Below are 23,370 nucleotides of genomic sequence, written 5' to 3'. Positions count from 1 at the left end.
AAATTCGCTCTTCCGGGCCAATCCTGTGCTGATTATATAAGCTATGCAGAATGAAATCGTTGTACCAGCATAGGCTGCAACTGGTTGCCCTGCAGGGCGGCGTAGCAGGCCTCAGGAATGAGATCCATCTGCGCCACCAGCGAATTCGGCTTCCCCTCCGGGTTATCCTGTCCGAACGGGACGAAATAAATATGTTTGGCTACCAGTAGCTTCGCAATATTCGCCGCGTTAAGTCCGAGTCCGTCATTCGTCGAGATCGCCAGCACCAGCGGACGCCCGTTGCGCATCTGTGATTTGGCTGCCATCAGCACCGGACTGTCCGTCATCGCATTCGCCAGCTTGCTTGTTGTGTTCCCTGTGCAGGGAGCAATCGTCAGCACATCCAGCAGCTTGGAAGGACCCAGCGGCTCCGCTTCAACAATTGTAGAAATGATATCATTCCCTGTTATATCTTTCAACTGTTTTAACCAATTTTCCGAGGTTCCAAAGCGGGTGTCCGTATTCAGTACCGAAGCAGACACAATCGGCACCACATTCGCTCCTGAGTCCATGAACCGCTGAATCTGCGGCATCACCTCAGCGAAGGTGCAGTGTGAGCCGGTAATGGCATAACCTACTGTTTTTCCGTGCCAATCCATTCATTCATCCCCCCTGATTAAAGTCTCGTCCGATATCGACTGTACCAGTGCACCTGCCATAATGATTCCGGCGCTCTTGGGGGCAACAATCCCGGGCAGGCCCGGTGCCAGCATCGCCTTGATCCCGCGCTTCTCGGCATAACGGAAGTCGCATCCGCCCGGTGCGGACGCCAAATCAATGATCACGCAGTGCGGCTGAAGCCGGGACAGGACCTGAGCGTTGATAATCATAGCGGGTATGGTGTTGAAGATCAGATCCGCCTCTGGTGCATGCAGCAGCAAATCCTCTGTCATAAAAGGCTTCCAGCCCATTTCCGCCGCTCTTGCAAAGTGCTCCTGCTTCCTGACGCCTACTTTGACCGTTGCTCCCATTCCCTGGAGCGTTCTGGCCATGGTGAACCCGGTCCGGCCAATTCCCAGCACCATCGATGTGGAGCCGTGTATGGTAAAGTCCGTGTTCTGTATGGCCATCACCAAAGCTCCCTCCGCTGTCGGAATAGAGTTATAGATCGCCACATCGTCCCTGTTCAGCAGTTCCACCAGCTTCAGGGAATGAACGGCACAAAGGCCGCGCAAATAGTTTTTAGCCATGCCGGTGTATACGATTGCCCGGGACGGCAGAGCCGCAATATGCTCCTCCTTCAGCTGGAGGCGTTCCGAAGAATATAACGCGTTAATGTACCCCTCCTCATCGCAGCCGACCGCCGGCAGCACCAGCACATCCGCTTGACCAAGCAGCTCAGTCGACAGCAGTTCCAGGCTTACCCCCGGGCATGGGGCATCCCATGTATCGAATCCGGCAACGCTTACGGCCGCATCCAATTCCACACATTTCCGAATCACTTCAATTTGTCTCGCGTCCCCGCCCAGGAACACGATCCTGATGCCAGTAAGCATAGGGATGACGCTCCTTTCCACAACCACATTCGACTATAGAGCATCTTATGCCGGAAGCCGCCGATGGGTGAAGAGCGGAGAAGAATTCTAATTCCCGGCAATACCTATAGCTTAAATAAGCTAACAAAATAACCCCACAAAGTGGGGCTTTAGCTTCGAAGATGACTCAGGTACTTTGCGGGGACCCCAAAACATATAAATTTAAAAAAAGCCTGCGGCTGCACCCGAAGGTGCATTTCCGCAAGCTTATTAGTACAGCTATAAGTTAAGGAGGGCTTATTTGCCAGTATGCCCGAAGCCGCCGGCTCCGCGAGCCGTGTCGGACAACTCATCCACTTCCGCCAGAGTCACTTCCGGCACAGCCTGGAATACCATCTGGGCGATCCGCTCGTTGCGGGCAATCGCAAACGGCTCCTGTCCCAGATTGATCAGCAGCACCTTAATTTCGCCCCGGTAATCCGCATCGATGGTACCCGGTGTGTTCAGGCAGGTGATGCCATGCTTGAGGGCCAGCCCGCTGCGCGGACGGATCTGCGCCTCCAGCCCGCCTGGCATCGCCAGTGATATGCCAGTGGGGATCAGTGTCCGCTCGCCCGGAGCAAGCACCACAGGCTCTCCTACAGCGGCATACAGGTCATACCCCGAGGCCTGCTCGGACATTTTGCAGGGCAGCAGAACATCCTCATTCCCTGGCAGTTTGTTAATTTGTACGTAATGAGGCAAGATCATCTCTCCTAACATTGGCTATCGCTTTATCTGTGGAACCAACCATTGCCAGGGACAACGGCTGTGCGAACATAAAGTCCAGCAGAGCATCGATATCCTCCATGGTTACAGCTCCGATTTTGGCTATCATTTCATCCAGCGTATCCTGACGGCCGAGCATCAGCTCATTTTTGCCCATCCGGTTCATCCGGCTGCCCGTGCTCTCCAGGCTGAGAATCAGGCTCCCCTTGAGCTGCTCCTTGCCTTTACGCAGTTCGTCCTCGCTCAAACCGTTCACAGCCAGATCACGCAACATCTCTTTGATCAGCTCCGTTACTTCCTTGGTCTGCTTCGGCGCTGTCCCGGCATAGACCGTGAACAAGCCGCTGTCAGCCTGGGCACTGTGGTACGAGAAGACCGAATAGGCCAGACCACGCTTCTCACGGATCTCCTGGAACAGCCGGGAGCTCATGCCGCCGCCGAACGCATTGTTAAGGAGCGCCATCGGATATTGCAGCGGCCCGCCGCTGCGGACACCCGGCAGGGAGATGCAGATGTGATTCTGCTCGGTCTTCTTTTTGTGGAATACCAGCTCCCCCTGATATGCAGGCTCAGTCAGTTCCGGCGCTTCACCATGATTCGTGAAGGAACCGAAATGCTGCTCCAGCAGCGGGATCAGCCCGTCGTTAATATTACCGGCTACGCTGATCACTGTGTTTTCGATGGTGTACTGCTCGTTCATGTAAGCACGCAGATCATCCGGCGTCATCTCCAGCAAGCGGTCCTTCAGCCCGAGGATCGTATAGGCCAGCGGGTGCTCGCCGTAAGCGGCAGCACACATCAGCTCATGGACAAGATCATCCGGTGTGTCCTCGCACATGGCGATTTCCTCCAGGATGACATTCTTCTCCTTGGCCAGTTCCTCGGCATCCATCCGTGAACGGAAGAACATATCTGCCAGCACATCCACAGCAATCGGCAGATGCTCATCCAGCACCTTAGCATAAAAGCATGTATATTCCTTCGAGGTAAAAGCATTGACGTTCCCGCCAATGGCATCGAACTGTTCGGCAATATCCTTGGCGCTATAGCGGTCTGTCCCCTTAAAGAGCATATGCTCGATGAAATGGGAAATCCCGTTGTTTAGCGGGTTCTCATTGCGGGAGCCCGTCTTAACCCAGATTCCGAAAGATACGGATCGGCCGGTCGGGATCTTCTCGGTAACCACCCGGAGTCCGTTTGATAATAATATTTTGTCCAATGTGTAATCCTCCTGGCACAGCCTTGTTCTGTCTGTATTTGTTATTCGCGCCTCTTATCCTATCAGAAATAGGGCGTTCACTCAACTTCCGCAGTCACGATACGCTCAGCGGAGAGCGTCTGACTGACGGTTCCCAGCTGCAGGCCCTTGGCTCTGATCCCCCGGATCATCCCTCTCAGCGCTTGCGAGGAGGATGCCGTCGGATGCATTAAAATTAGGGTTCCCGGCTCTACCCGCCTGCTGATCTTGGCAACAACTGATTCCGGGGACGGATTGCGCCAATCAACCGTATCCAGCGTCCATAATACCGTCTTCAGTCCCAGTGAGGCGGCGATTTCCACCGTCTGCTGATTAAAGTCTCCTGACGGCGGAGCAAACCACTTATTCGTCACACCCAGGCTTTCCTTCAGCAGCTTCTGCGTTTTCTCAATCTCTGCAGTGGCACGCGTCCGGCTTAGAATACTCATCTTAGGATGCGTATACGCATGGTTCTCTACCTCATGCCCGCGCTTCAGCATCTCTGCTGCAAGCTCCTTGTTGCGGCTTAACCAGCTTCCGTCCAGAAAAAAAGTGACCTTCACCTTCTCCGCATCCAGAATGTCCAGCATCGGAAGGATATACTCATTCCCCCAGGCCACATTAATCATCAGCGAGACCATCGGCTTCGCCGGATTCCCCCGGTAGATCGGCTGTGCTCCCAGATCATCCAGTGATACCTTAGGCTTAATCTGGCGGTACATCAGCTTAAGCCCTGCTTCGGGTCCCCGTAAAAGCGCGCTCCGGTAGGTTGCCTCCACATCGACCTCCAGCCCGTTATACCCCGGTATGGCTTTCCATACCCGGTCCACAACAGCATTCACCGGCTGCGCATTCAGCGCCTCGGCCCGGCGGGTAATCTGAGCGCGCAGATCATCCTCTGTCTGATTCAGAGCATAGCTCATTACGGCTGCATCCGCCTGAGGCTTAAGCCCGGCAATCATCTCTTTCACGGGTCCGTTCGTGCTGCCAATTCCAATTACTACTGCGATGCAAGCCAGCACGAGCGCCGCCTTGTCCGTCTTCATGACGTTATACCTCCCTGGCACAAACGGTCTGTTTCGTCTCCGCACCAGGGTCAAGCCGTGCGGGGACGCTTTGTCCCAGCCTATGTATGCAGAGTGCAAATTATGCATACTGCATCTATGACGCCTGCAAGCGGGTAAGGTATAACCGTCAGTCAGGACGGTAACGCAGCGTATACTTTTCCAAAAAAAAGAGCCAGAACTGTACTGCTTCTGTCTCTTCTTCTTATCTATAGTAAGGATAACGGTGAAGCGTCAGCGTAATGCTTCTTACGCCTTCGCTCCGCTCTCTGAAGTCAGTACAGCTTTGCGTGACAAGTTGACGCGGCCCTGCTGGTCGATCTCTGTTACCTTCACGGTGATCGTGTCGCCAATCGCCACAACATCTTCCACCTTCGCCACACGGTCTGTGGACAGCTGGGAAATATGCACAAGGCCGTCTTTGCCAGGGATCAATTCAACAAAAGCGCCGAATTTCTCAATGCGTCTAACCGTACCCACATAAATCTCACCGACCACAACTTCCTTTACAATACCCTCAATGATGCCACGGGCCTTCTGGATCATAGCTTCATCAGAAGAACCGATAAATACGCGGCCATCCTGTTCGATGTCAATCTTCACGCCGGTTTCTTCAATGATCTTGTTGATGATTTTACCGCCGGCACCGATTACATCACGGATCTTGTCCGGATTGATATTGATGATAATTATCTTCGGAGCATATTTAGACAGGCTCGTTCTTGGAGCTGCGATCGCTTCATTCATTTTGCCCAGAATAAACATCCGGCCTTCTCGTGCCTGCTCAAGCGCCTCCTGCAGAATCTTGCGGTCGATGCCGTCGATTTTGATATCCATCTGAATCGCCGTTACGCCTTCTGCTGTACCCGCTACCTTGAAGTCCATATCGCCGAGGTGATCTTCCATGCCTTGAATATCGGTCAAGATGGATACATGCTCCCCGTCCTTGATCAGACCCATCGCTACACCGGCTACAGGCGCCTTGATAGGTACCCCTGCATCCATCATCGCCAGAATACTGGCACAGATACTTGCCTGGGAGGTGGAGCCATTGGATTCAATCGCTTCGGATACCAAACGGATAGTGTACGGGAATTCAGTCTCACTTGGAATCACCTTGGACAACGCGCGTTCGCCGAGTGCCCCGTGCCCGATCTCGCGGCGTCCCGGTGCTCTTAGCGGACGGGCTTCCCCTACGCTGAACGGAGGGAAGTTGTAGTGGTGCATGAAGCGCTTGGTTTCAGCCGGATCAATACCATCCAGAATCTGCACATCGCCCAGTGCGCCCAGTGTACATACGCTGAGGATCTGTGTCTGGCCGCGTGTGAACAGACCGGAACCATGCGTGCGCGGCAGAAGAGCTGTATCACATTCGATCGGACGGATCTCGTCCAGCTTCCGTCCATCCGGACGAACCTTGTCATGTGTGATCAGACGTCTAACTTCATCCTTCACGATATCATGCAGGGCTTCCTTAACATCCTTAAGAAGCTCTGGAGTTTCTATGTATTTCTCTGCGAAATACGCCACCGCTTCGTTGTTCACCAGATCAATAGCATCCTGACGGGCATGCTTCTCGGCAATTCTTACAGCTTCCACCAGACGGCTCTGCGCAAAAGTACGAACCTCTGTATTCACATCCGCATTAACCGCATGCAGCTTCACAGCCATCTTTTCTTTACCGGCAACGGCTACGAGTTGTTCAATCACTGCCACAATCTTGCGGACCTCGTCATGTCCGAACATGATCGCTTCAAGCATTACTTCTTCAGTCACTTCATTGGCTTCTGCTTCTACCATCATGATGGCATCCTTCGTACCGGCCACAACCACATAGATATCGCTGATTGCTTGCTGGGCTTGATCAGGATTGATGATGAATTCCCCGTTAATCCGGCCGACAGCCACGCCGCCGATGGGTCCGTTGAACGGCACATCAGAGATACTGAGCGCAGCGGAAGTACCGATCATGGCCGCAATATCAGGCGCACAGTCCTGATCCACACTCATTACCAGGTTCAAGACTTGAACGTCATTGCGGAATCCTTCCGGGAACAATGGACGAATTGGACGGTCTGTCAGACGGCTGGACAGAATTGCTTTCTCGCTCGGACGTCCTTCACGTTTGATGAATCCGCCCGGGATTTTGCCTACTGCATATAATCTTTCCTCATAATTCACTGTAAGCGGGAAAAAATCCAGATCTTTAGGCTCACTGGATGCTGTAACCGTACACAATACTGAAGTATCCCCGTAACGCACCATCACGGCTGCGTTCGCTTGTTTGGCCAGACGGCCTGTTTCCAGCACAAGGCGTCTTCCGCCCAGCTGCATTTCCACACGTTGTTCCATAAAACCCCTCCTTGAATGGTAATAATACGTTCCTGTATGTTCTACAAGCAAAAACGGCTTGTCCTCCGCAGAAGTGCTATAGCCGTTTTTGCGAATGCTATCAACTTGTCAACTGTAAAAGTTTACCCTAAATTTTCAAAAAGCAACCCGGCTGTCCCGCTGTCGCTCGTAAGAAGGACATACGGTATACAACCAGGCTGCTTTTGGGCTGAGCTTATGGAAAATTAACGACGCAATCCCAGTTTTTCGATCAGGGCGCTGTAACGTCTGATGTCTTTGTTCTTCAAATACGCCAGCAGTTTACGACGTTGTCCAACCATCTTCAGCAGTCCACGGCGGGAATGATGATCCTTCTTGTGCGTACGCAAGTGGTCAGTCAAATTAACGATGTTCTCCGTAAGGATAGCAACTTGCACCTCAGGGGATCCAGTATCGGATTCGTGAGTTTTGTGCTCGTCGATCAATTGGTGTTTACGTTCTTGAGTCAATGCCATCCTGTTCACCTCCTTCATTATAATCGCCAGTAGCCTCGTCACCGTCGGTGAGAACAAGTAACCAAGCTAAGGTTCTGATGCTGTCATTCCAGCAACGTTAATCAGTATAGCACCTTCACAGACAAAAGTAAACGGCTTGTCCGGAAAGATTAGGAATGATATCCCAGCAGCCCTTTGGCTGTCTCAGCATCTGCACCGATCTGTGCAATCAAGGCATCGATGGACCCGAACTTGCGTTCAGACCGGATATAGGAAACCAGCTCCACCTTAAGCTCATGCCCATAGATATCTGAGGCAAAATCAAACAGGTGTACCTCAAAGCTCGGAGTGGTCACGCCTTCGTGAAACGTTGGCTTCACGCCGACATTCATCACCCCGTACAAGACCTCATTCCGGTAAAAGACCTTGACGGCGTATACGCCCTTGGCCGGAATAACATAGCGGTCTTCGAGCTGCAGGTTGGCTGTCGGAAAGCCGATGGTCCGGCCACGCTTCTCCCCGTGCCCTACGGTACCGCGCAGGTGATAACAACGTCCAAACCAGGCATTAGCCTTACCCAGTTCCCCGCTCAGCAAGCTCTTGCGGATACCTGAGCTACTGACCTTCTCTCCTTCAAGCAGGAACGGGGCGACCGTCTCTACCTTCATCGCACCTTGTCCCAGCTCCGAGAGCCTGTCCGCATCTCCCTCACCTTTGTAGCCGAAGCGGAAGTCGAACCCTACAACTGCAGTTACAATCTGCAGCGGCAGCAGCATCACAGAGACAAAGTCCGCCGGACTTACCCGGGAGAGCTCTTCATTAAATTCAATTATATATAAAAGCTCAACACCCATCCCGGCAAGCAGCTCCTGCTTATCCTTAGAGGGGGTCAAGTATCCCTCATAATCCCCTTTGCCCATAACATCCTTGGGATGGGGGTAGAAGGTCATCACCGCTGCGGGTACACCTGCCTCGCGGGCCAGAGCAACAGCTGATGTGATGACACTGGCATGCCCGAGGTGCAGTCCATCGAACTGTCCCAGGGCAACTACTTGAGGCTGCGCATACTGTGCTGCCGCCTCAGGCAGCATCGGATAGCTTAACGTTACGGTTCTCACGCTGTTTCTCACCTACATTCGCAAATAAATTAAAGTTTAGACCTGGGCAAACACCTTGACAGGTGCAATAGCTCCGTTAGCCTCCAAAGCATAAATACCGAGGAACTCCCCTTGCTGATCATAGAGACGGAAATCTCCGGCCTGCTTCACTTCCGGCATTACAAACCGGGTCGACAGACGTTGCCCCTGCAGGGCTGCTTTCTTCTTCTCTGCGGCAACGGTATGTCTGGGCATATGTGAAATCGCCTCGTCAGCAGCAATCAGATGCTCATCCAGTGTGCCGCCTTCCTTGTGCTGCGCAATTTGCTCCAGAGTCAGGCAATGACTGGCAGAGATCCCGGCAGACATCGTCCGCTCCAGCTTCACCATTACACCGGGAAGACCGAGCTTACGTCCGATATCTACACAGAGGGTACGGATATAGGTCCCCTTGGAGCATAACGCCCGGAAAGTGATCTCCGGATAGTTGCCATTCCAGACCATCTGCTGCATCTCAATCTCATAAATCTCCACTTCACGGCTCTTGCGCTCTACGGTCTTGCCTTCCCGGGCCAGCTCGTACAGACGCTTGCCGTCCACCTTCACTGCGGAATACATCGGCGGCACCTGTGAGATCACGCCCTGGAAGGAGTTCAGCACAGCCAGCACTTCGGCTTCTGTGACATGAACCTCCTCCACGGATTCCGTAATCGTCCCGGTTAGATCCTCTGTATCGCTGGCCATTCCCAGCCGCAGCGTGGCGACATATTCCTTGGGCAGCTCCTGAATATACTCCACTACTCTAGTAGCCCGGCCTAGACAGAGCGGCAATACTCCGGTTACCTGAGGATCAAGGGTCCCGGTATGTCCAATCCGCTTCATGCCCAGAATGCGCCGCGCCTTGGCCACAACATCATGTGAAGTGAACCCTGCCGGCTTATATACAGCCAGAACTCCTGTAAGCTCACTCATAAATGACGTTTGACCTCCTCCAGCACCTGTGTCACAGCTTCTTCCAGAGTTCCATTAATACGCGCGCCTGCTGCCCGGGTGTGTCCTCCGCCGCCGAAGGCTTGTGCAAGTGCGGCCACATCCACCTTACCTGCTGAACGAAGACTGGCCTTCACCGCATGGTCATCAATAACCTTGAACAGAATGCCTACCTCTACACCGCGGATATTCCGCGGATAGTTGACAATCCCTTCAAGGTCCTCATTGGCCGCTCCAGAGTCCAGCATATCCTTAGGTGTAACATACACCCAGGCTATATCTCCTTCAGAGCTGAGCTGTAATGTGCTAAGTGCACGGTTTAGCACCTTCACCTGGGGAAGCGTCATCTCTTCCAGCAGGGTCTCAGCCAGGTCCGGTCCATTCACACCCAGTGTCAGCAGTTCGGATACCGCCGCCATCACTTTAGGAGAAGTATTGCTGTAACGGAAACCGCCGGTATCCGTTAACAGTCCAGTATAAATGGCTGTGGCAATATCAATATCCCACTTGAGTTCAAAGGTCTTCAGCAGATCGAACAGTATCTCTGCTGTCGCTGCCGCATCCGGCTTGATGAGGTTCACCGCGCCGTAGCCGTTGTTCGTTGGATGATGGTCAATATTCAAGATCAGTGCATCACTGGTGAAATGCTGCTGGGTCAGCCCTACACGCTGGAAATCCGCACAGTCAACACATATCACATGGCTGTACTGGCGGGGCAACGAACCCTCAGACAGATTGACAATCTGATCGGCATGCCATAAGTATTCCATTCGCTGCGGAATCTGGCCTTCATTCAGCATCAGATATTTTTTGCCCAGACATGAGAGAAGCCAGCCCACCGCAAGGGTGGAGCTGACTGCATCTCCGTCCGGCTGAACATGCGACACTACAAGATAATCGTCGTGTTCCAGCAGAAACTTACGCGTCTGCTGGAGACTTTGTTCATAGCTCTGCATTCGCCGTCTCCTTTATGTTCCGTGGCCTATTCGTTTTTGCCGATTTCGCCGAGCAGCTTCTCAATGTGACTTCCGTAAGCAACGGATTCGTCAATCTTGAAGATCAGCTCAGGCGTATGGCGCAGGCGGATCGCTTTACCAAGCTCCGAGCGGAGAAAGCCATTGGCCTTCTCAATCGCTCTAAGTGAGTCTGATTTCTGCTCCTCGTCCCCGAATACGCTCAGGTATACCTTGGCCTGTGACAGATCGTTCGTCACATCTACGCCAGTTACAGTTACGAACCCGACACGCGGGTCCTTCAGTCCGCTTTGGATGAGCTGGCTCAGCTCTTTCTTAATCTGCTCGCCAACCCGTCCCGCTCTGATTTTAGACATCTTATTTCACCTCTTCGCTTAGCGCTCTACCGTTTCCATGATGAATGCTTCGATAATGTCGCCTTCAACGACATCATTATAGCGTTCCAAAGTTATGCCACATTCATAACCCTGTGCCACTTCTTTTGCATCATCTTTGAAACGCTTCAAGGTGTCGATTTTGCCTGTGAAGACAACGATACCGCTGCGGATCAGGCGCATTTCAGCATTGCGGGCAATTTTGCCGTCGGTAACCATACAACCTGCGACACTGCCCACTTTGCTGATTTTGAATACGTTGCGCACTTCGGCATGACCGATAACGTTTTCTTTAAATATAGGATCAAGCATGCCCTTCATGGCACTTTCGATCTCTTCAATGACATTGTAGATGATGTTATGCAGTCGCACATCCACCTTCTCCTGCTCGGCCGCCGCTTTCGTCTGGGCATCCGGACGAACGTTGAAACCGATCACGATAGCATTGGAGGCTGCTGCCAGGGTAATATCGGATTCCGTAATCGCGCCGGCACCGCTGTGAAGGATCTTCACGCGTACGCCTTCGACTTCGATCTTGGCCAAGGAGCCCTTCAGCGCCTCTACCGAACCCTGAACGTCACCCTTGATGATAACGTTGAGATCCTTGATCTCGCCGTCCTTGATATGCTTGAACAGATCATCCAGCGTAACGCGGGTGTTCGTGTTCAGCTCGGACTGGCGCTGCGTTGTAGAACGTCTGTCAGAGATCGCGCGTGCTTTACGCTCATCTTCGAAGGCCATGAACGGATCGCCCGCCTGCGGCACCTCGGTCAGACCGGTAATTTCCACTGGAGTGGAAGGTCCCGCTTCCTTGATTTTGCGTCCCTTGTCATTCACCATGGCGCGTACGCGGCCGAAGCAGTTACCCGCTACAAATGCGTCTCCGACCTTCAGCGTACCATTCTGCACGAGAATACGGGCAACCGGTCCACGGTTCTTGTCAAGCTCAGCTTCTATAACAGTACCGCGTGCCCGTTTGTCCGGGTTCGCCTTGTACTCATTTACTTCGGCAACGAGCAGGATCATTTCCAGCAGCTCTTCAAGGTTAATGCGCTGCTTAGCCGACAGGTTGACGAAGATTGTATCGCCGCCCCACTCTTCCGGCACCAGCTCATAGCTTGTAAGCTCCTGCTTCACCTTGTCAGGGTCTGCGCCCGGCTTGTCGATCTTGTTAACTGCCACAATGATCGGAAGTCCGGCTGCCTTGGCATGGTTGATCGCTTCTACAGTCTGAGGCATTACGCCGTCATCTGCCGCTACAACGATAATCGTCATATCTGTAACCTGGGCACCACGGGCACGCATGGCGGTGAAAGCTTCATGGCCCGGAGTATCAAGGAATGTGATTTTCTTATGATTAATCTCAACCTGATAGGCACCGATATGCTGCGTAATTCCACCTGCTTCGCCGCCGGATACATTCGTGGAACGGATGGCATCGAGCAAGGTTGTTTTACCATGGTCAACGTGACCCATGATCGTTACAACCGGTGGCCGGGTCATCAGATCATCTTCGGAATCGTTCTCTTCCACGGTCTCGAAGCTGTCTTCATCAACCGGAATCTTCACTTCTACTTCTACGCCGAATTCGCCGGCCAGCAGCAGAATCGTATCGATATCAAGCTCCTGATTGATGGTGGCCATAACCCCCATCGAGATCAGCTTCTTGATCACTTCCGAAGCATCCTTGTGAAGCAGCTTCGCGGTTTCACCCACGGTCATGCTGCCACGGACAATGATCTTCTTAGGTGTGTTGTCAATCTTCTCACGATATACGGTCGGCTGGTTTCTGCCGCGGTTGTTCTTGCCGCCACGGCCGCGATAGTTGCCGCCCTTGTTGTCGTCGTAACGTTTCTGGCCGCTGTTGTTGCCACCAGGTCTGCCGCCAGTGGTGTTCTTCTTAGGGCCGTCGCTGCGTGAGAAACCTCCGCCTGCATTGCCTTGACCTTGCGGACGGTCACCTGTACGTGGTGCGCTGCCTTGTCCTTGCGGACGGCTGCCGCCAGTAGAGCTGCCTTGTGGACGGCTACCGCCAGTGGAGCTGCCTTGTGGGCGGCTGCCGCCAGTAGAGCTGCCTTGTGGACGGCTACCGCCAGTGGAGCTGCCCTGTGGGCGGCTGCCGCCAGTGGAGCTGCCTTGTGGACGGCTGCCGCCAGTGGAGCTGCCTTGTGGACGGCTGCCGCCAGTGGAGCTGCCCTGTGGGCGGCTGCCAGTGGAGCTGCCTTGCGGGCGGCTGCCAGTCGAACTGCTTTGTGGACGGCTGCTGCTTGAACTGCCCTGCGGGCGAGAATTCTGAGCGGAGCCTGATGTTTGTGTTCTGCGGGAATCTTGTCCGCTTTGGGGCCTTGGGGACGTCGTCGATTGGTTGTTGTTTTGGTTACTGTTCATACCTACCTGCTTTTCCGATTGAATTTTGTTGGTATTCTGAGCACTGCGTACTTCGGCGGTTACCGTTCCGGGAGTTACCGGACGGCTGCTGGTGCCGGTGTCCCGCTTGGCTGCAGCGTTTGACTTGATGTCCTTGAAGAACTGTTCAACTTTGTTCACGGAGCCATTCTCCATGACACTCATATGATTATTCACCGGGACATCCAAACGCTTCAGAATGGTAATAATTTCTTTACTGCTCATGTTCAAAGACTTTGCATATTCGTATACGCGCAGCTTATCCTTATTATCTTCTTTAGTCAATAACTCCACCTCCGACAGTATCTCCAAGCGTTCTGGAGACCATTTCCGCGAATCCTTTATCCGTAACGGCCAGCACTACGCGCTGGTCCTTACCAATACTTGCACCGAGTTCATCCCGGTGAAATGCGATTACTAGTGGAATATCGTAGGTCCCGCATTTATCGCGGAACTTCTTCTGGGTATTATCTGAAGCGTCACCTGCCAGGACGACCAGCTTCGCCTCTGAAGACCGTACTGCCTTAAGCACAGCCTCATCGCCGGTGACAATCTTGCCTGCTCTCATCGCAAGCCCTAAATAAGAAAGTGTCTTACTCATTGTCCTCACTATCCTTCGCTGCCAAAAACTGCTCCTCCACGGATGCAAAATCCCGGGCAAGCTGGGCATAGATTTCAGGACTGACCTGACATTTCAATGCCCGGTCAAGTGCTTTGGTCTTCTGTGCTAGCTTAAAGTATTCCAGTTTACCGCAGATATAAGCGCCACGGCCCGACTTCTTGCCTGTCAGGTCAATCAGCACCTCGCCTTCAGGCGTTCTCACCACGCGAATCAGCTCTTTCTTGGGCATCATCTCCTGGCTGGCAACGCATTTACGCAGCGGCACCTTTCTTTGCTTCATAACAAAGCACCTCCCGTCAGTCAGCATTCATTAATCGATGGAGACGGAATCCTGATGCATTTCATCATTGGACGATCTGGGTCTGCCGTATTCCTGCTCCGCCTGCGTCTCGCTCTTGATATCGATCTTCCAGCCGGTCAGCTTAGCGGCAAGACGGGCATTCTGCCCCTTGATGCCGATGGCCAGTGACAGCTGATAGTCAGGAACAATGACGCGGGCCATTTTCTCAGGTTCAAAGACTTGAACCTCAAGCACCTTGGACGGGCTAAGCGCATTGGCTACGTACTCCTGCACCAGCTCGGAATATCTGACAATATCAATCTTCTCACCGCGAAGCTCAGTCACAATGGTCTGTACACGTGTGCCTCTCGGCCCTACGCAAGAGCCGACCGGGTCCACTTCGGGATTGCGTGAGAACACGGCGATCTTGGAGCGGAAGCCAGCTTCGCGGGCAACGGAACGAATCTCCACCACCCCGTCAAAAATCTCCGGCACCTCCAGCTCGAACAGACGCTTCAGGAGACCTGGATGACTGCGGGACAGCATAATCTGCGGCCCTTTGGTCGTGTTCTCCACCTTAGTGATATAAGCTTTGATACGCTCGCTCTGCTTGAACTTTTCTCCAGGCATCAGCTCGCTCAGCGGAAGAACCGCCTCGATTTTGCCAAGATCCACATAGATGTTGCGCATATCCTGACGCTGTACAAGGCCGGTTACAATATCATCTTCCTTGTCGATAAAAGCGTTATAGATCAGGCCACGTTCCGCTTCGCGGATACGCTGGGTAACCACCTGCTTCGCAGTCTGGGCGGCAATGCGGCCGAAATCACGCGGCGTGACTTCCTGCTCGGCGATATCCTCCAGCTGGAAATGCGGGTTGATCTCCCGGGCAGCCAGGAGCGAGATCTCGGTCCGTGCATCGAGAACCTCCTCCACAATCAGCTTGCGGGCAAACACCTTGATTACGCCTGTGTTACGGTTCATATCCACACGCACATTCTGCGCCGCATTGAAATTGCGTTTATAGCTGGAGATCAGCGCCGCTTCGATGGCTTCAAACAGCACATCCTTGCTGATGCCTTTCTCCCTTTCCAGTTCATTCATAGCTTCAATAAACTCCATACTCATGAAATTCCGGTCCCCCTTTCAAGACGTTAAAAAATAATGGCCAACCTCGCACTGGCGACCTTGGCGTAAGGTACCACATGTTCTTTTTTGCCCGCGGAGATGAGCAGTTCCTCGTTCTCGAACGAGAGCAAACGACCTTCGAATTCTTTGAGTCCTTGAATCGGCTCATAGACCGTTACATATACGTCCTTGCCTACCGCCTTGGTGACATCCGCAGCTTTCTTGAGCGGACGCTCAGCTCCCGGCGAAGAGACTTCAAGGAAATACGCTTCGGAGAACGGATCATTCTCATCCAGCTTCTGGCTGATATATTCGCTGATAGTACCGCAGTCATCGATATCGATGCCGCCCTCTTTGTCTACGAATACGCGCAGAAACCAGTTGGAGCCTTCCTTCACGTATTCAACGTCCACCAGTTCGAAACCATTGTCCTCGAGATAGGACCCGAGCAGCTGCTCTACCGTTTGTTTAATTTTGGATTTGGGTGTGCTCAAAAGAAGATTACCTCCACGAACTTGTCTTTTGCTATATACCAAAGATAAAGAGTGGGTTTCCCCACTCTTTACACAACGGACTTATCTCATTATTACCAAAAAAATTATACCATAGAGAGGCAGCACTGACAAGTACCAGCCCTTGACTCCCCTTTCTAAGAGGACATTAAAGGGCTGTATATGCCATCACTTGAGCCGGTTGTCAGAACAGTGAAAGCTGGTTACTCTCCGGTAATCCCCGGAAGCAGCCCATTCCCGTAAGCAGCTCAATCACCGTTTTACTGGCCTTGGATTTCTGCTGGAAATCCTCAATTGAGAGGAATTCTCCTGCATCCTTGGCAGCGGCGATATTAATTGCAGCATTATCCCCGATTCCCGCAAGCGAGGAGAACGGAGGAATCAGGCTGGTGCCGTCCACCGTAAATTTGGTAGCATCCGAGCGGTACAGATCAATGTTCTTGAAGGTAAAGCCGCGTGCAGTCATCTCCAGGGCCATCTCCAGGACCGGAAGCATGGCTTTTTCCTTAGGCAGCGCCTGGAAGCCCTTGGATTCGATCTCCACAAGCTGGCGCGCAATGGCTTCGTAGCCTTTACAGCACAGCTCGATATCGAAATCCGCCGCGCGGACCGAGAAGTAAGTCGCATAGTATTCTATCGGATGATACAGCTTGAAGAAGGCTGTGCGCACCGCTGAAATAACATAAGCCGCGGCATGGGCCTTCGGGAACATGTACTGGATTTTGAGACAGGAATCAATGTACCACTGCGGCACCTTGCAATTCTTCATCTCCTCAATCCACTCCGGCGGCAAGCCCTTCCCTTTACGCACGCTCTCTGTAATTTTGAAGGCCAGACTGGCATCCATCCCCGTCTTATAAATCAGGTAGAGCATGATATCATCACGGCAGCCGATTACCGTCTTAATGTTACAGGTATTGTTCTTAATCAGCTCCTGCGCATTTCCCAGCCACACGCCGGTTCCATGGGACAGCCCGGAAATCTGCAGCAAGTCGGCAAAGCTGGAAGGCTTGGCTTCAACAAGCATCTGGCGGACGAACTTCGTTCCCATCTCCGGCACTCCATAAGTGGCCACCGGGGTACGAATCTGATCGGGTCTTACCCCGAGCGCATCCGTGGAGTTGAACATGCTCATTACCTTCGGATCATTCATTGGAATGGTCGTCGGGTCCACACCGGTCAGATCCTGCAGCATCCGCATCATGGTCGGATCATCGTGGCCGAGAATATCAAGCTTCAGCAGGTTCGCATCGAAGGCGTGATAGTCGAAATGGGTAGTCTTCCACTCGGCTGTAACATCATCCGCCGGAAACTGCACGGGAGTGATATCTTCAATCTCCATGTAATCCGGCAAAACTACGATACCGCCGGGGTGCTGCCCCGTACTGCGCTTCACACCGGTACAGCCGGCGGCAAGCCGTCCGACCTCTGCGCCGCGCCAGCGCTTCTGGTGATGTTCTTCATATTTCTTGGTGAAGCCGAAGGCGGTCTTCTCCGCTACCGTACCAATGGTTCCCGCGCGGAATACATTGTCCGGGCCGAACATTGTTTTGGTGAAATTATGGGCGTTCGGCTGATACTCCCCGGAGAAGTTAAGGTCGATATCGGGAACCTTGTCCCCTTTGAAGCCCAGGAAGGTCTCAAACGGAATATCCTGACCTTCTCCCTTCAGCTTCCCGCCACAATCGGGACAGTCCTTATCCGGCAAGTCGAACCCGCTCGGCACACTTCCGTCCAGGAACCATTCGCTGTGCCGGCATTCCGAATTGGTACAAATATAGTGAGCCGGAAGCGGGTTAACCTCCGAGATTCCAAGGAATGTTGCCACTACAGACGAGCCTACCGAGCCACGGGAACCGACGAGATAACCGTCCTGGTTCGACTTTTTGACAAGCCGTTCCGAGATCAGATAGTTGGCGGAGAACCCGTATTTAATAATAGGGGCAAGCTCCTTCTCCAGACGGGCAACCACAACCTCCGGCAGTTCCTCGCCGTAGATCGATTTGGCTGTTTCATAGCAGGTATTGCGGATCTCATCATCCGCACCTTCAATAATAGGCGTGAAGAGATCGCTTGGGAACAGATCGTATTCTTCGAACCGCTCAGCCAGCTCAACAGTATTCGTGACCACGACTTCCTTCGCTTTGGCTGCACCCAGGTATTCGAACTCGGCAAGCATCTCATCGGTTGTACGGAAGTGGGCATCCGGCTTGTTCTGGTCTTTTAGCGGACTGAACCCCGTAATCCCGTGGATCGTAATATCGCGGAACAGCTTATCGCGCGGCTCCAGATAGTGCACATTCCCAGTGGCTATCACCGGCTTATTCATCTGTTCGCCGATCTCACAAATTTTGCGTACAACACCCCGCAGGTCCTCTGGACTCGCTACGAACCCTTTATCCACCAGATGCATGTACATGGTCAGCGGCTGGATTTCCAGCACATCATAGAACTGGGCAACCTCAATTGCCTCTTCCACGGTCTTGTTCAGCACAGCCTCGAAGAACTCGCCCCGCTCACAGCCGGATATGACGAGCAGTCCGTCACGATGTTCTTCAAGCTTCGATTTGGGAATGCAGGGTACGCGCTTATAGTACTCGGTATGCGACATAGAGATCAGCTTGTAGAGGTTTTTTTTGCCGATCGGATTCAGTGCATAGATTCCGCAGTGAAACGGCCGTACATTCGACAAGTCATTGCCTACATAATCATTCAGCCGGTCCAGCCGGGTCATGCCCTTCATCTTCTCCGCATCGGACAGCAGACCGTTCAGAATCCCGCCCAGTGCAATCGTATCATCCACCGCACGGTGATGGCTCTCCAGCAGTACCTTGTACTTGTCAGCAAGCGTATTGAGCCGGTGGTTCTTCATTTTGGGGAAGAGCAGACGCGCCAGCTCCAGCGTATCCAGTGAAGGATTTGGCAGCTCCGGCTGCCCCAGCTTCTTCAGAGAAGCTTGAATGAATCCCATATCGAACCGCGCATTGTGCGCAACAAGAATGCTGTCTCCTACGAACTCCACGAACTCCCCCAGTACCGGCGCAAGATCCGGGGCATCCTTGACCATTTCATCCGTAATGTTCGTCAACTGCTGGATGTGGTAGGGGATTTTCTCATGCGGATTGACGAAGGTGGTGTAACGGTCGAGTTCCTTGCCTTCACACATCTTGATCGCCGCAAGCTCCGTGATGTTGTTGCGTGTGATGGACAGCCCCGTGGTCTCGATGTCGAAGACGACATAGGTTGCCGTCTTGAGCTCGAGCGCCTGCGCATTCTCCACGATATTGACCGCATCATTGACGACATTAGCCTCCACCCCGTAGAGCATCTTGAGCTTATGCTTATGGGCGGCGTGATTCGCATCCGGGAAGCTCTGAACATTGCCGTGGTCGGTAACTGCAAGTGCCGGGTGGCCCCATTTCGCAGCTGTTTTGACATAGGCATCAATCGGTGCTACCGCATCCATCGTGCTCATAGTCGTATGCAAGTGGAACTCCACACGCTTCTCCTTGGCATTGTCCTTACGGGCAGGCGGCGCCGACACCTCGGTCAGATCCGAAGGAATCATCACCAGCTCAGGAATCTGCATGAACCGGTCATATTCCACTTTGCCGCGCGCCCGGACCCATTTGCCGTTAGCCAACTGGCCCATGATCTTCAGTTCTTCCTTGGTCTTGGCGAACATCTTCATCTGCAGGGAATCTGTAAAATCTGTGATGCAGAAGGTGAACAGCGTATTTCCGTTACGCAGTTCCTTGCGGTCCAGCCCGAAGATCGTCCCCTGGATCGTAATCTTCTTCTCTTCATCCTGAATTTCCAGAATGGAGACGGCCTGCTCTTTGATGTCATTCCCTACCTGAAGCTTAATGACCTCATTCGGGTCCCCGGCTTCTTCAGGCTCGTCCGGCTCGCTATTCATCATCATCAGCTCTACCAGCTCACGCTGCTCCTGCTGGAGCTTCTGCTGGAATTCCTCATAGGCATCCGCCTTGCTCTTACTCTCGTCCTCGGCCATTTGCAGCTTGACCTTGAGGGGAAGTGCGAAATATTTATCATAATATTTAATAATGGCGGCTTCGATACCCTTTTTACGGGCCAGCTCGAGCGACATGGTATCATTCAGGCTAAGGATGAGCGTTCCGTCCCGCAGCTCCTGACTGGAACGCGTCAGCCAACCGTTGACGGAAGGAATCTCACGCTGGACCCACTCGAGGAACATGCCCCAGTACTCCTGCACAATATCGGCTCTGCTTACAGTATCATCATATAGGAACAAGAAGCTGACCTTGGCAATATGCTGCAGCTTCTCACGCATTCTTAGGATAAAGGCCCGGTAGGTCTGGGCGGGAATCAGGGTTGTCTTCGCAATCACGATATGCCAGTCATGGTTGCCGCGGCTAATCTCCACCCGTTCAATCTGTCCGTCTACAAAATAAGGATCAATCATGGCAGGCGGAATCTCCCCCTGCTTCATCAACAGCTCAAATCTCTTTCTTCTCTCCACGTTCTGCTCCATGCATTCCCCACCTAACTCGGCAATAATTGGCGTAAGACTTCGACGTCATTCTATTGTAAGAAAAAGCCTCCGGCTTGAAAAGCATTGGGTACTTGCGGCCCGCCGACTCCTCTCGCCAGAAGCTGATATAAAAAAGTTAACAATTATAAGGTTGCCGATTAATACGCTTTGGCAAATACAACCGTATGCTGGGCAGGCTTGCCGCAGCAGATACAGGTTTCTTTCGTTTCTGACGGATGGAACGGAATATTACGGCTGCCTGCGCCGGTCTCTTCCTTGACCTTATCCTCACATTCTTCAGAGCCGCACCAGCCTGCAAGCGCAAAACCGCGTTTCTCCTCCATAGAATTCTTCATCTGCTCAAGAGTGTCTACGGAATAGAAATGATCCTCACGGAATTTCAGTGCCCGCTCATACATCTCCCGATGGACCTGCTCCAGCATGGCGTTCACTTCTTCAACCAGGTTCTCCTGCTGAATGACCTTCTTCTCACCGCTGATCCGGGATACGAGCACACAGACTCCATTCTCCATATCACGCGGTCCAAGCTCCAGACGGACAGGGACGCCGCGCATTTCATATTCATTGAACTTCCAGCCCGGGGTTACATCCGCACGGTCATCTACACGCACACGGATTCCGGCACTTTTGAGTTCACCAAACAGTTCGTCGGTACGTCCGATGACCGCTTCGCGGGTCTTAGGCGGTCCGATTGGAATCATAATGACCTGCGTAGGCGCTACCTTCGGCGGCAGGGCCAGTCCGCGGTCGTCACCATGCACCATGATGAGCGAACCAATCAGACGCGTGGTAGAGCCCCATGAGGTGGTGTGCGCATGTTCCAGTACATTCTCCCGGTTCAGATATTGGATATCAAAAGCAACCGCGAACTTGGTACCCAAATAATGTGAGGTAGCGGCCTGAACGGCCCGTCCATCCTTCATCATCGCTTCAATGGAATACGTATCCACAGCACCGGCGAACCGCTCGGATGGCGTCTTCTGCCCGGTCACTACCGGAATAGCCAGAAAGGTCTCCACGAAGTCGCGGTAGTTATCAAGCATCTTCATCGTTTCTTCGCGTGCTTCCGTCTCATTCTCATGCGCGGTATGGCCTTCCTGCCAGAGGAATTCCGTCGTGCGGATGAACGGCAGAGTACGTTTCTCCCAACGGACCACGTTGGCCCATTGGTTGATTAGCACCGGAAGATCGCGGTAAGACTGAATCCATTTGGAATACATATGACCGAACATGGTCTCGGACGTAGGACGGATTGCCAGACGTTCTTCCAGCACATCGCCTCCGGCCTCAGTGACCCAAGGCAGCTCCGGGTTGAAGCCCTCCACATGTTCCTTCTCCTTCTGGAAAAAGCTCTCAGGAATGAATAGCGGGAAGTAGGCGTTCCGGTGACCGGTAGCCTTCAGGCGGCGGTTCATTTCCTCCTGGATATGCTCCCAGATTTCATAGCCGTCCGGTTTGAATACGATACAGCCGCGGACCGGTGAATAATCCATCAGGTCCGCTTTTTTGATAACATCGATATACCAGCGTGAGAAATCCTCGCCCTGCGGCGTGATCTCTGTAACGAACTGCTTGTCTTTGGCCATGTGAAGAAATCCTCCTATTATTCGCCCCTCAGATTGCACATTAGCTGTGAAGCCCAATCCAATGCATCACGGGATAAAAATGATATGACATCCGTCAGCCGCTTATGAGGCGTAAAATATCATTATACGTAACAGCGATCATCACCAGGAACAGCAGGGCAAAGCCTACAAAGTGGACCATGCCTTCCCTGCTCGGGTCGACCGGCTTGCCTCGCAGTGCCTCAACACCAAGGAAGACAAGCCGGCTGCCATCCAATGCAGGAATCGGCAACAGGTTGAAGATCCCTAAGTACAGGCTAAGAATAGCCGCCCAGTAGGTAAGATACTGAATGCCCTGCTGGGCAATCTGTCCGGTCAACTGGAATGTGCCTACTGGCCCCGAGATATCATCCATATTAAATTTATTGATCAACTGCTTGAAGCCGATAAAAATCAGCTTGGTGGTGTCGACCATAGCTGTACCGGACTTGGTAATCGTCTCCCCCACTCCGGCCTTGCGGGTAGGCAGCTCTGGCGTAATTCCAACCTTGCCGCCTTGCTCCCCTTCCATTCCGCGGGGAATCATGGTTACATTTAAGGTCTCTTCGCCGCGCTTCAGCGTCCAGTTCATTTCTTTGCCTTTGGAGGCCGAGGTCAGCTTGATCATCTTCTGGTAATCTCCGCCGATGGCTTGCCCGTCCACAGTGACGACGATATCGCCCTTCTGAAGACCTGCTTCCTGCGCAGGCATTCCTAAGCTGACGTCACCGATCTTCACATAGGTCGGATTCTCCACCGGGATTCCGGCCATCTGCAGATGAAGTGCAAATAGCACAAACGCCAGAATGAAGTTCATCACTGGACCGGCCAGGATCGCTATCGCACGCTGACCGACGGTTTTGCCGCCGAACTGGCGGTCCCTAGGCGCAATTTGCGTCTGCTGGGTGCCCTTGATCATCATCGCCTGCGGATTCACATCATAAGTGGTCACTTCACCGTCAACATCGAGGCGGATTTTCAGTTCATTCTCCAGATCGGTGAACTGCGCTTCACCGCGAATAACATTTCTGCGCGTATCCAGTGAATCGATGTATATATTCTTCACCTTGTTATCCTGGCCCAGCCGGACGGCAATGGTCTGCCCCGGGCCGATCTCAACCATCTCGGGGTCTTCACCGGCCATCCGGGCGTATCCCCCGAAGGGCAGCAGGCGAAGCGTGAACTGGGTTTCACCGCGTTTATAAGAGAACAGTTTCGGACCGAAACCGATCGCAAATTCCCGTACAAGAATTCCGGCGCGTTTGGCAAAATAATAATGTCCCCATTCATGGACAGTCACCAAAACAAAGAACATAAACACCGTTAAAAAAACAACTCTTACCATCTCCATAGCGCAACATTCCCCCTTAAGGTGTAAGACCGAAGTATGTCCTCTTAATTTATCATTATTCCAAGGCAGGGCACAAGAGAATCAACA

At 52.9% G+C, this 23,370-nt stretch carries 19 protein-coding genes; all 19 read right to left on the bottom strand.

Annotated elements, in window-relative coordinates:
* Positions 1-41 precede the first annotated feature (41 nt).
* A complete protein-coding gene (locus tag C162_RS06505) occupies positions 42-638 on the bottom strand; it encodes a dipicolinate synthase subunit B (RefSeq protein WP_036692637.1) in 597 nt (198 codons plus the stop codon).
* Positions 639-1,535, bottom strand: a complete 897-nt coding sequence (gene dpsA / locus C162_RS06500) for a dipicolinate synthase subunit DpsA (protein ID WP_036692636.1) — start codon at positions 1,533-1,535, stop codon at positions 639-641. It lies immediately after the preceding gene.
* 276 nt (positions 1,536-1,811) lie between these two features.
* Complete coding sequence (gene dut, locus C162_RS06495) at positions 1,812-2,264, bottom strand: dUTP diphosphatase (protein ID WP_036692634.1); 453 nt, start codon at positions 2,262-2,264, stop codon at positions 1,812-1,814.
* Positions 2,236-3,501: a M16 family metallopeptidase gene (locus C162_RS06490; protein WP_036692633.1), complete on the bottom strand. Its 1,266-nt coding sequence runs from the start codon at positions 3,499-3,501 to the stop codon at positions 2,236-2,238. Before C162_RS06490 ends, dut begins: the two co-directional genes overlap by 29 nt.
* 77 nt (positions 3,502-3,578) lie before the next feature.
* Entirely contained in the window at positions 3,579-4,565 is a 987-nt protein-coding gene (locus tag C162_RS06485) for a polysaccharide deacetylase family protein (protein WP_036692631.1), read from the bottom strand.
* A 267-nt stretch (positions 4,566-4,832) separates the two neighbouring features.
* A complete protein-coding gene (gene pnp / locus C162_RS06480) occupies positions 4,833-6,935 on the bottom strand; it encodes a polyribonucleotide nucleotidyltransferase (RefSeq protein WP_036692629.1) in 2,103 nt (700 codons plus the stop codon).
* A gap of 224 nt (positions 6,936-7,159) precedes the next feature.
* On the bottom strand, positions 7,160-7,429 hold the full coding sequence (gene rpsO / locus C162_RS06475; RefSeq protein ID WP_019910460.1) for a 30S ribosomal protein S15: 270 nt from the start codon (positions 7,427-7,429) through the stop codon (positions 7,160-7,162).
* Between the two features lie 149 nt (positions 7,430-7,578).
* On the bottom strand, positions 7,579-8,526 hold the full coding sequence (locus C162_RS06470; protein ID WP_036692627.1) for a bifunctional riboflavin kinase/FAD synthetase: 948 nt from the start codon (positions 8,524-8,526) through the stop codon (positions 7,579-7,581).
* A gap of 36 nt (positions 8,527-8,562) precedes the next feature.
* Positions 8,563-9,477: a tRNA pseudouridine(55) synthase TruB gene (gene truB, locus C162_RS06465; protein ID WP_036692625.1), complete on the bottom strand. Its 915-nt coding sequence runs from the start codon at positions 9,475-9,477 to the stop codon at positions 8,563-8,565.
* Complete coding sequence (locus C162_RS06460) at positions 9,474-10,451, bottom strand: DHH family phosphoesterase (protein WP_036692623.1); 978 nt, start codon at positions 10,449-10,451, stop codon at positions 9,474-9,476. Before C162_RS06460 ends, truB begins: the two co-directional genes overlap by 4 nt.
* 26 nt (positions 10,452-10,477) lie before the next feature.
* Positions 10,478-10,825 (bottom strand): 30S ribosome-binding factor RbfA, encoded by a 348-nt coding sequence (rbfA, locus tag C162_RS06455; RefSeq protein ID WP_036692621.1) that lies wholly within the window; start codon positions 10,823-10,825, stop codon positions 10,478-10,480.
* 18 nt (positions 10,826-10,843) lie between these two features.
* Positions 10,844-13,534: a translation initiation factor IF-2 gene (infB, locus tag C162_RS06450; protein ID WP_036692620.1), complete on the bottom strand. Its 2,691-nt coding sequence runs from the start codon at positions 13,532-13,534 to the stop codon at positions 10,844-10,846.
* Positions 13,527-13,850 carry a YlxQ family RNA-binding protein gene (locus C162_RS36335; protein WP_036692617.1) on the bottom strand — a complete coding sequence of 108 codons (324 nt, stop codon included), beginning with the start codon at positions 13,848-13,850 and terminating at the stop codon, positions 13,527-13,529. Before C162_RS36335 ends, infB begins: the two co-directional genes overlap by 8 nt.
* Positions 13,843-14,151: an RNase P modulator RnpM gene (gene rnpM, locus C162_RS06440; protein ID WP_036692616.1), complete on the bottom strand. Its 309-nt coding sequence runs from the start codon at positions 14,149-14,151 to the stop codon at positions 13,843-13,845. The genes C162_RS36335 and rnpM overlap by 8 nt, the downstream gene beginning before the upstream one ends.
* A gap of 30 nt (positions 14,152-14,181) precedes the next feature.
* Positions 14,182-15,279, bottom strand: a complete 1,098-nt coding sequence (gene nusA / locus C162_RS06435) for a transcription termination factor NusA (protein ID WP_036692613.1) — start codon at positions 15,277-15,279, stop codon at positions 14,182-14,184.
* Positions 15,280-15,305: 26 nt separating this feature from the next.
* The gene (rimP, locus tag C162_RS06430; RefSeq protein WP_036692612.1) at positions 15,306-15,773 is read right to left on the bottom strand and encodes a ribosome maturation factor RimP; all 468 of its coding nucleotides are present in this window, start codon (positions 15,771-15,773) and stop codon (positions 15,306-15,308) included.
* A 202-nt stretch (positions 15,774-15,975) separates the two neighbouring features.
* Positions 15,976-20,307 (bottom strand): PolC-type DNA polymerase III, encoded by a 4,332-nt coding sequence (locus C162_RS06425; RefSeq protein ID WP_036692610.1) that lies wholly within the window; start codon positions 20,305-20,307, stop codon positions 15,976-15,978.
* A 158-nt stretch (positions 20,308-20,465) separates the two neighbouring features.
* A complete protein-coding gene (proS, locus tag C162_RS06420) occupies positions 20,466-21,914 on the bottom strand; it encodes a proline--tRNA ligase (RefSeq protein WP_036692605.1) in 1,449 nt (482 codons plus the stop codon).
* Between the two features lie 94 nt (positions 21,915-22,008).
* Positions 22,009-23,283 carry an RIP metalloprotease RseP gene (rseP, locus tag C162_RS06415; RefSeq protein WP_036692599.1) on the bottom strand — a complete coding sequence of 425 codons (1,275 nt, stop codon included), beginning with the start codon at positions 23,281-23,283 and terminating at the stop codon, positions 22,009-22,011.
* Positions 23,284-23,370: the final 87 nt, after the last annotated feature.

Source organism: Paenibacillus sp. FSL R7-269 (genome assembly GCF_000517865.1).
In the GTDB taxonomy this organism is placed as follows: Bacteria; Bacillota; Bacilli; order Paenibacillales; family Paenibacillaceae; genus Paenibacillus_AQ.
Note: the sequence above shows the minus strand (reverse complement) of the source record. Positions and strands in the feature narration are given on the sequence as shown.

Coding starts and splice junctions, on each gene's coding strand:
- C162_RS36335 (WP_036692617.1), bottom strand. CDS start 13,850: ATGAGTAAGACACTTTCTTATTTAGGGCTTGCGATGAGAGCAGGCAAG.
- C162_RS06485 (WP_036692631.1), bottom strand. CDS start 4,565: ATGAAGACGGACAAGGCGGCGCTCGTGCTGGCTTGCATCGCAGTAGTA.
- rpsO (WP_019910460.1), bottom strand. CDS start 7,429: ATGGCATTGACTCAAGAACGTAAACACCAATTGATCGACGAGCACAAA.
- dpsA (WP_036692636.1), bottom strand. CDS start 1,535: ATGCTTACTGGCATCAGGATCGTGTTCCTGGGCGGGGACGCGAGACAA.
- rnpM (WP_036692616.1), bottom strand. CDS start 14,151: ATGAAGCAAAGAAAGGTGCCGCTGCGTAAATGCGTTGCCAGCCAGGAG.
- rbfA (WP_036692621.1), bottom strand. CDS start 10,825: ATGTCTAAAATCAGAGCGGGACGGGTTGGCGAGCAGATTAAGAAAGAG.
- pnp (WP_036692629.1), bottom strand. CDS start 6,935: ATGGAACAACGTGTGGAAATGCAGCTGGGCGGAAGACGCCTTGTGCTG.
- nusA (WP_036692613.1), bottom strand. CDS start 15,279: ATGAGTATGGAGTTTATTGAAGCTATGAATGAACTGGAAAGGGAGAAA.
- dut (WP_036692634.1), bottom strand. CDS start 2,264: ATGATCTTGCCTCATTACGTACAAATTAACAAACTGCCAGGGAATGAG.
- C162_RS06460 (WP_036692623.1), bottom strand. CDS start 10,451: ATGCAGAGCTATGAACAAAGTCTCCAGCAGACGCGTAAGTTTCTGCTG.
- truB (WP_036692625.1), bottom strand. CDS start 9,477: ATGAGTGAGCTTACAGGAGTTCTGGCTGTATATAAGCCGGCAGGGTTC.
- proS (WP_036692605.1), bottom strand. CDS start 21,914: ATGGCCAAAGACAAGCAGTTCGTTACAGAGATCACGCCGCAGGGCGAG.
- rseP (WP_036692599.1), bottom strand. CDS start 23,283: ATGGAGATGGTAAGAGTTGTTTTTTTAACGGTGTTTATGTTCTTTGTT.
- C162_RS06505 (WP_036692637.1), bottom strand. CDS start 638: ATGGATTGGCACGGAAAAACAGTAGGTTATGCCATTACCGGCTCACAC.
- C162_RS06425 (WP_036692610.1), bottom strand. CDS start 20,307: ATGGAGCAGAACGTGGAGAGAAGAAAGAGATTTGAGCTGTTGATGAAG.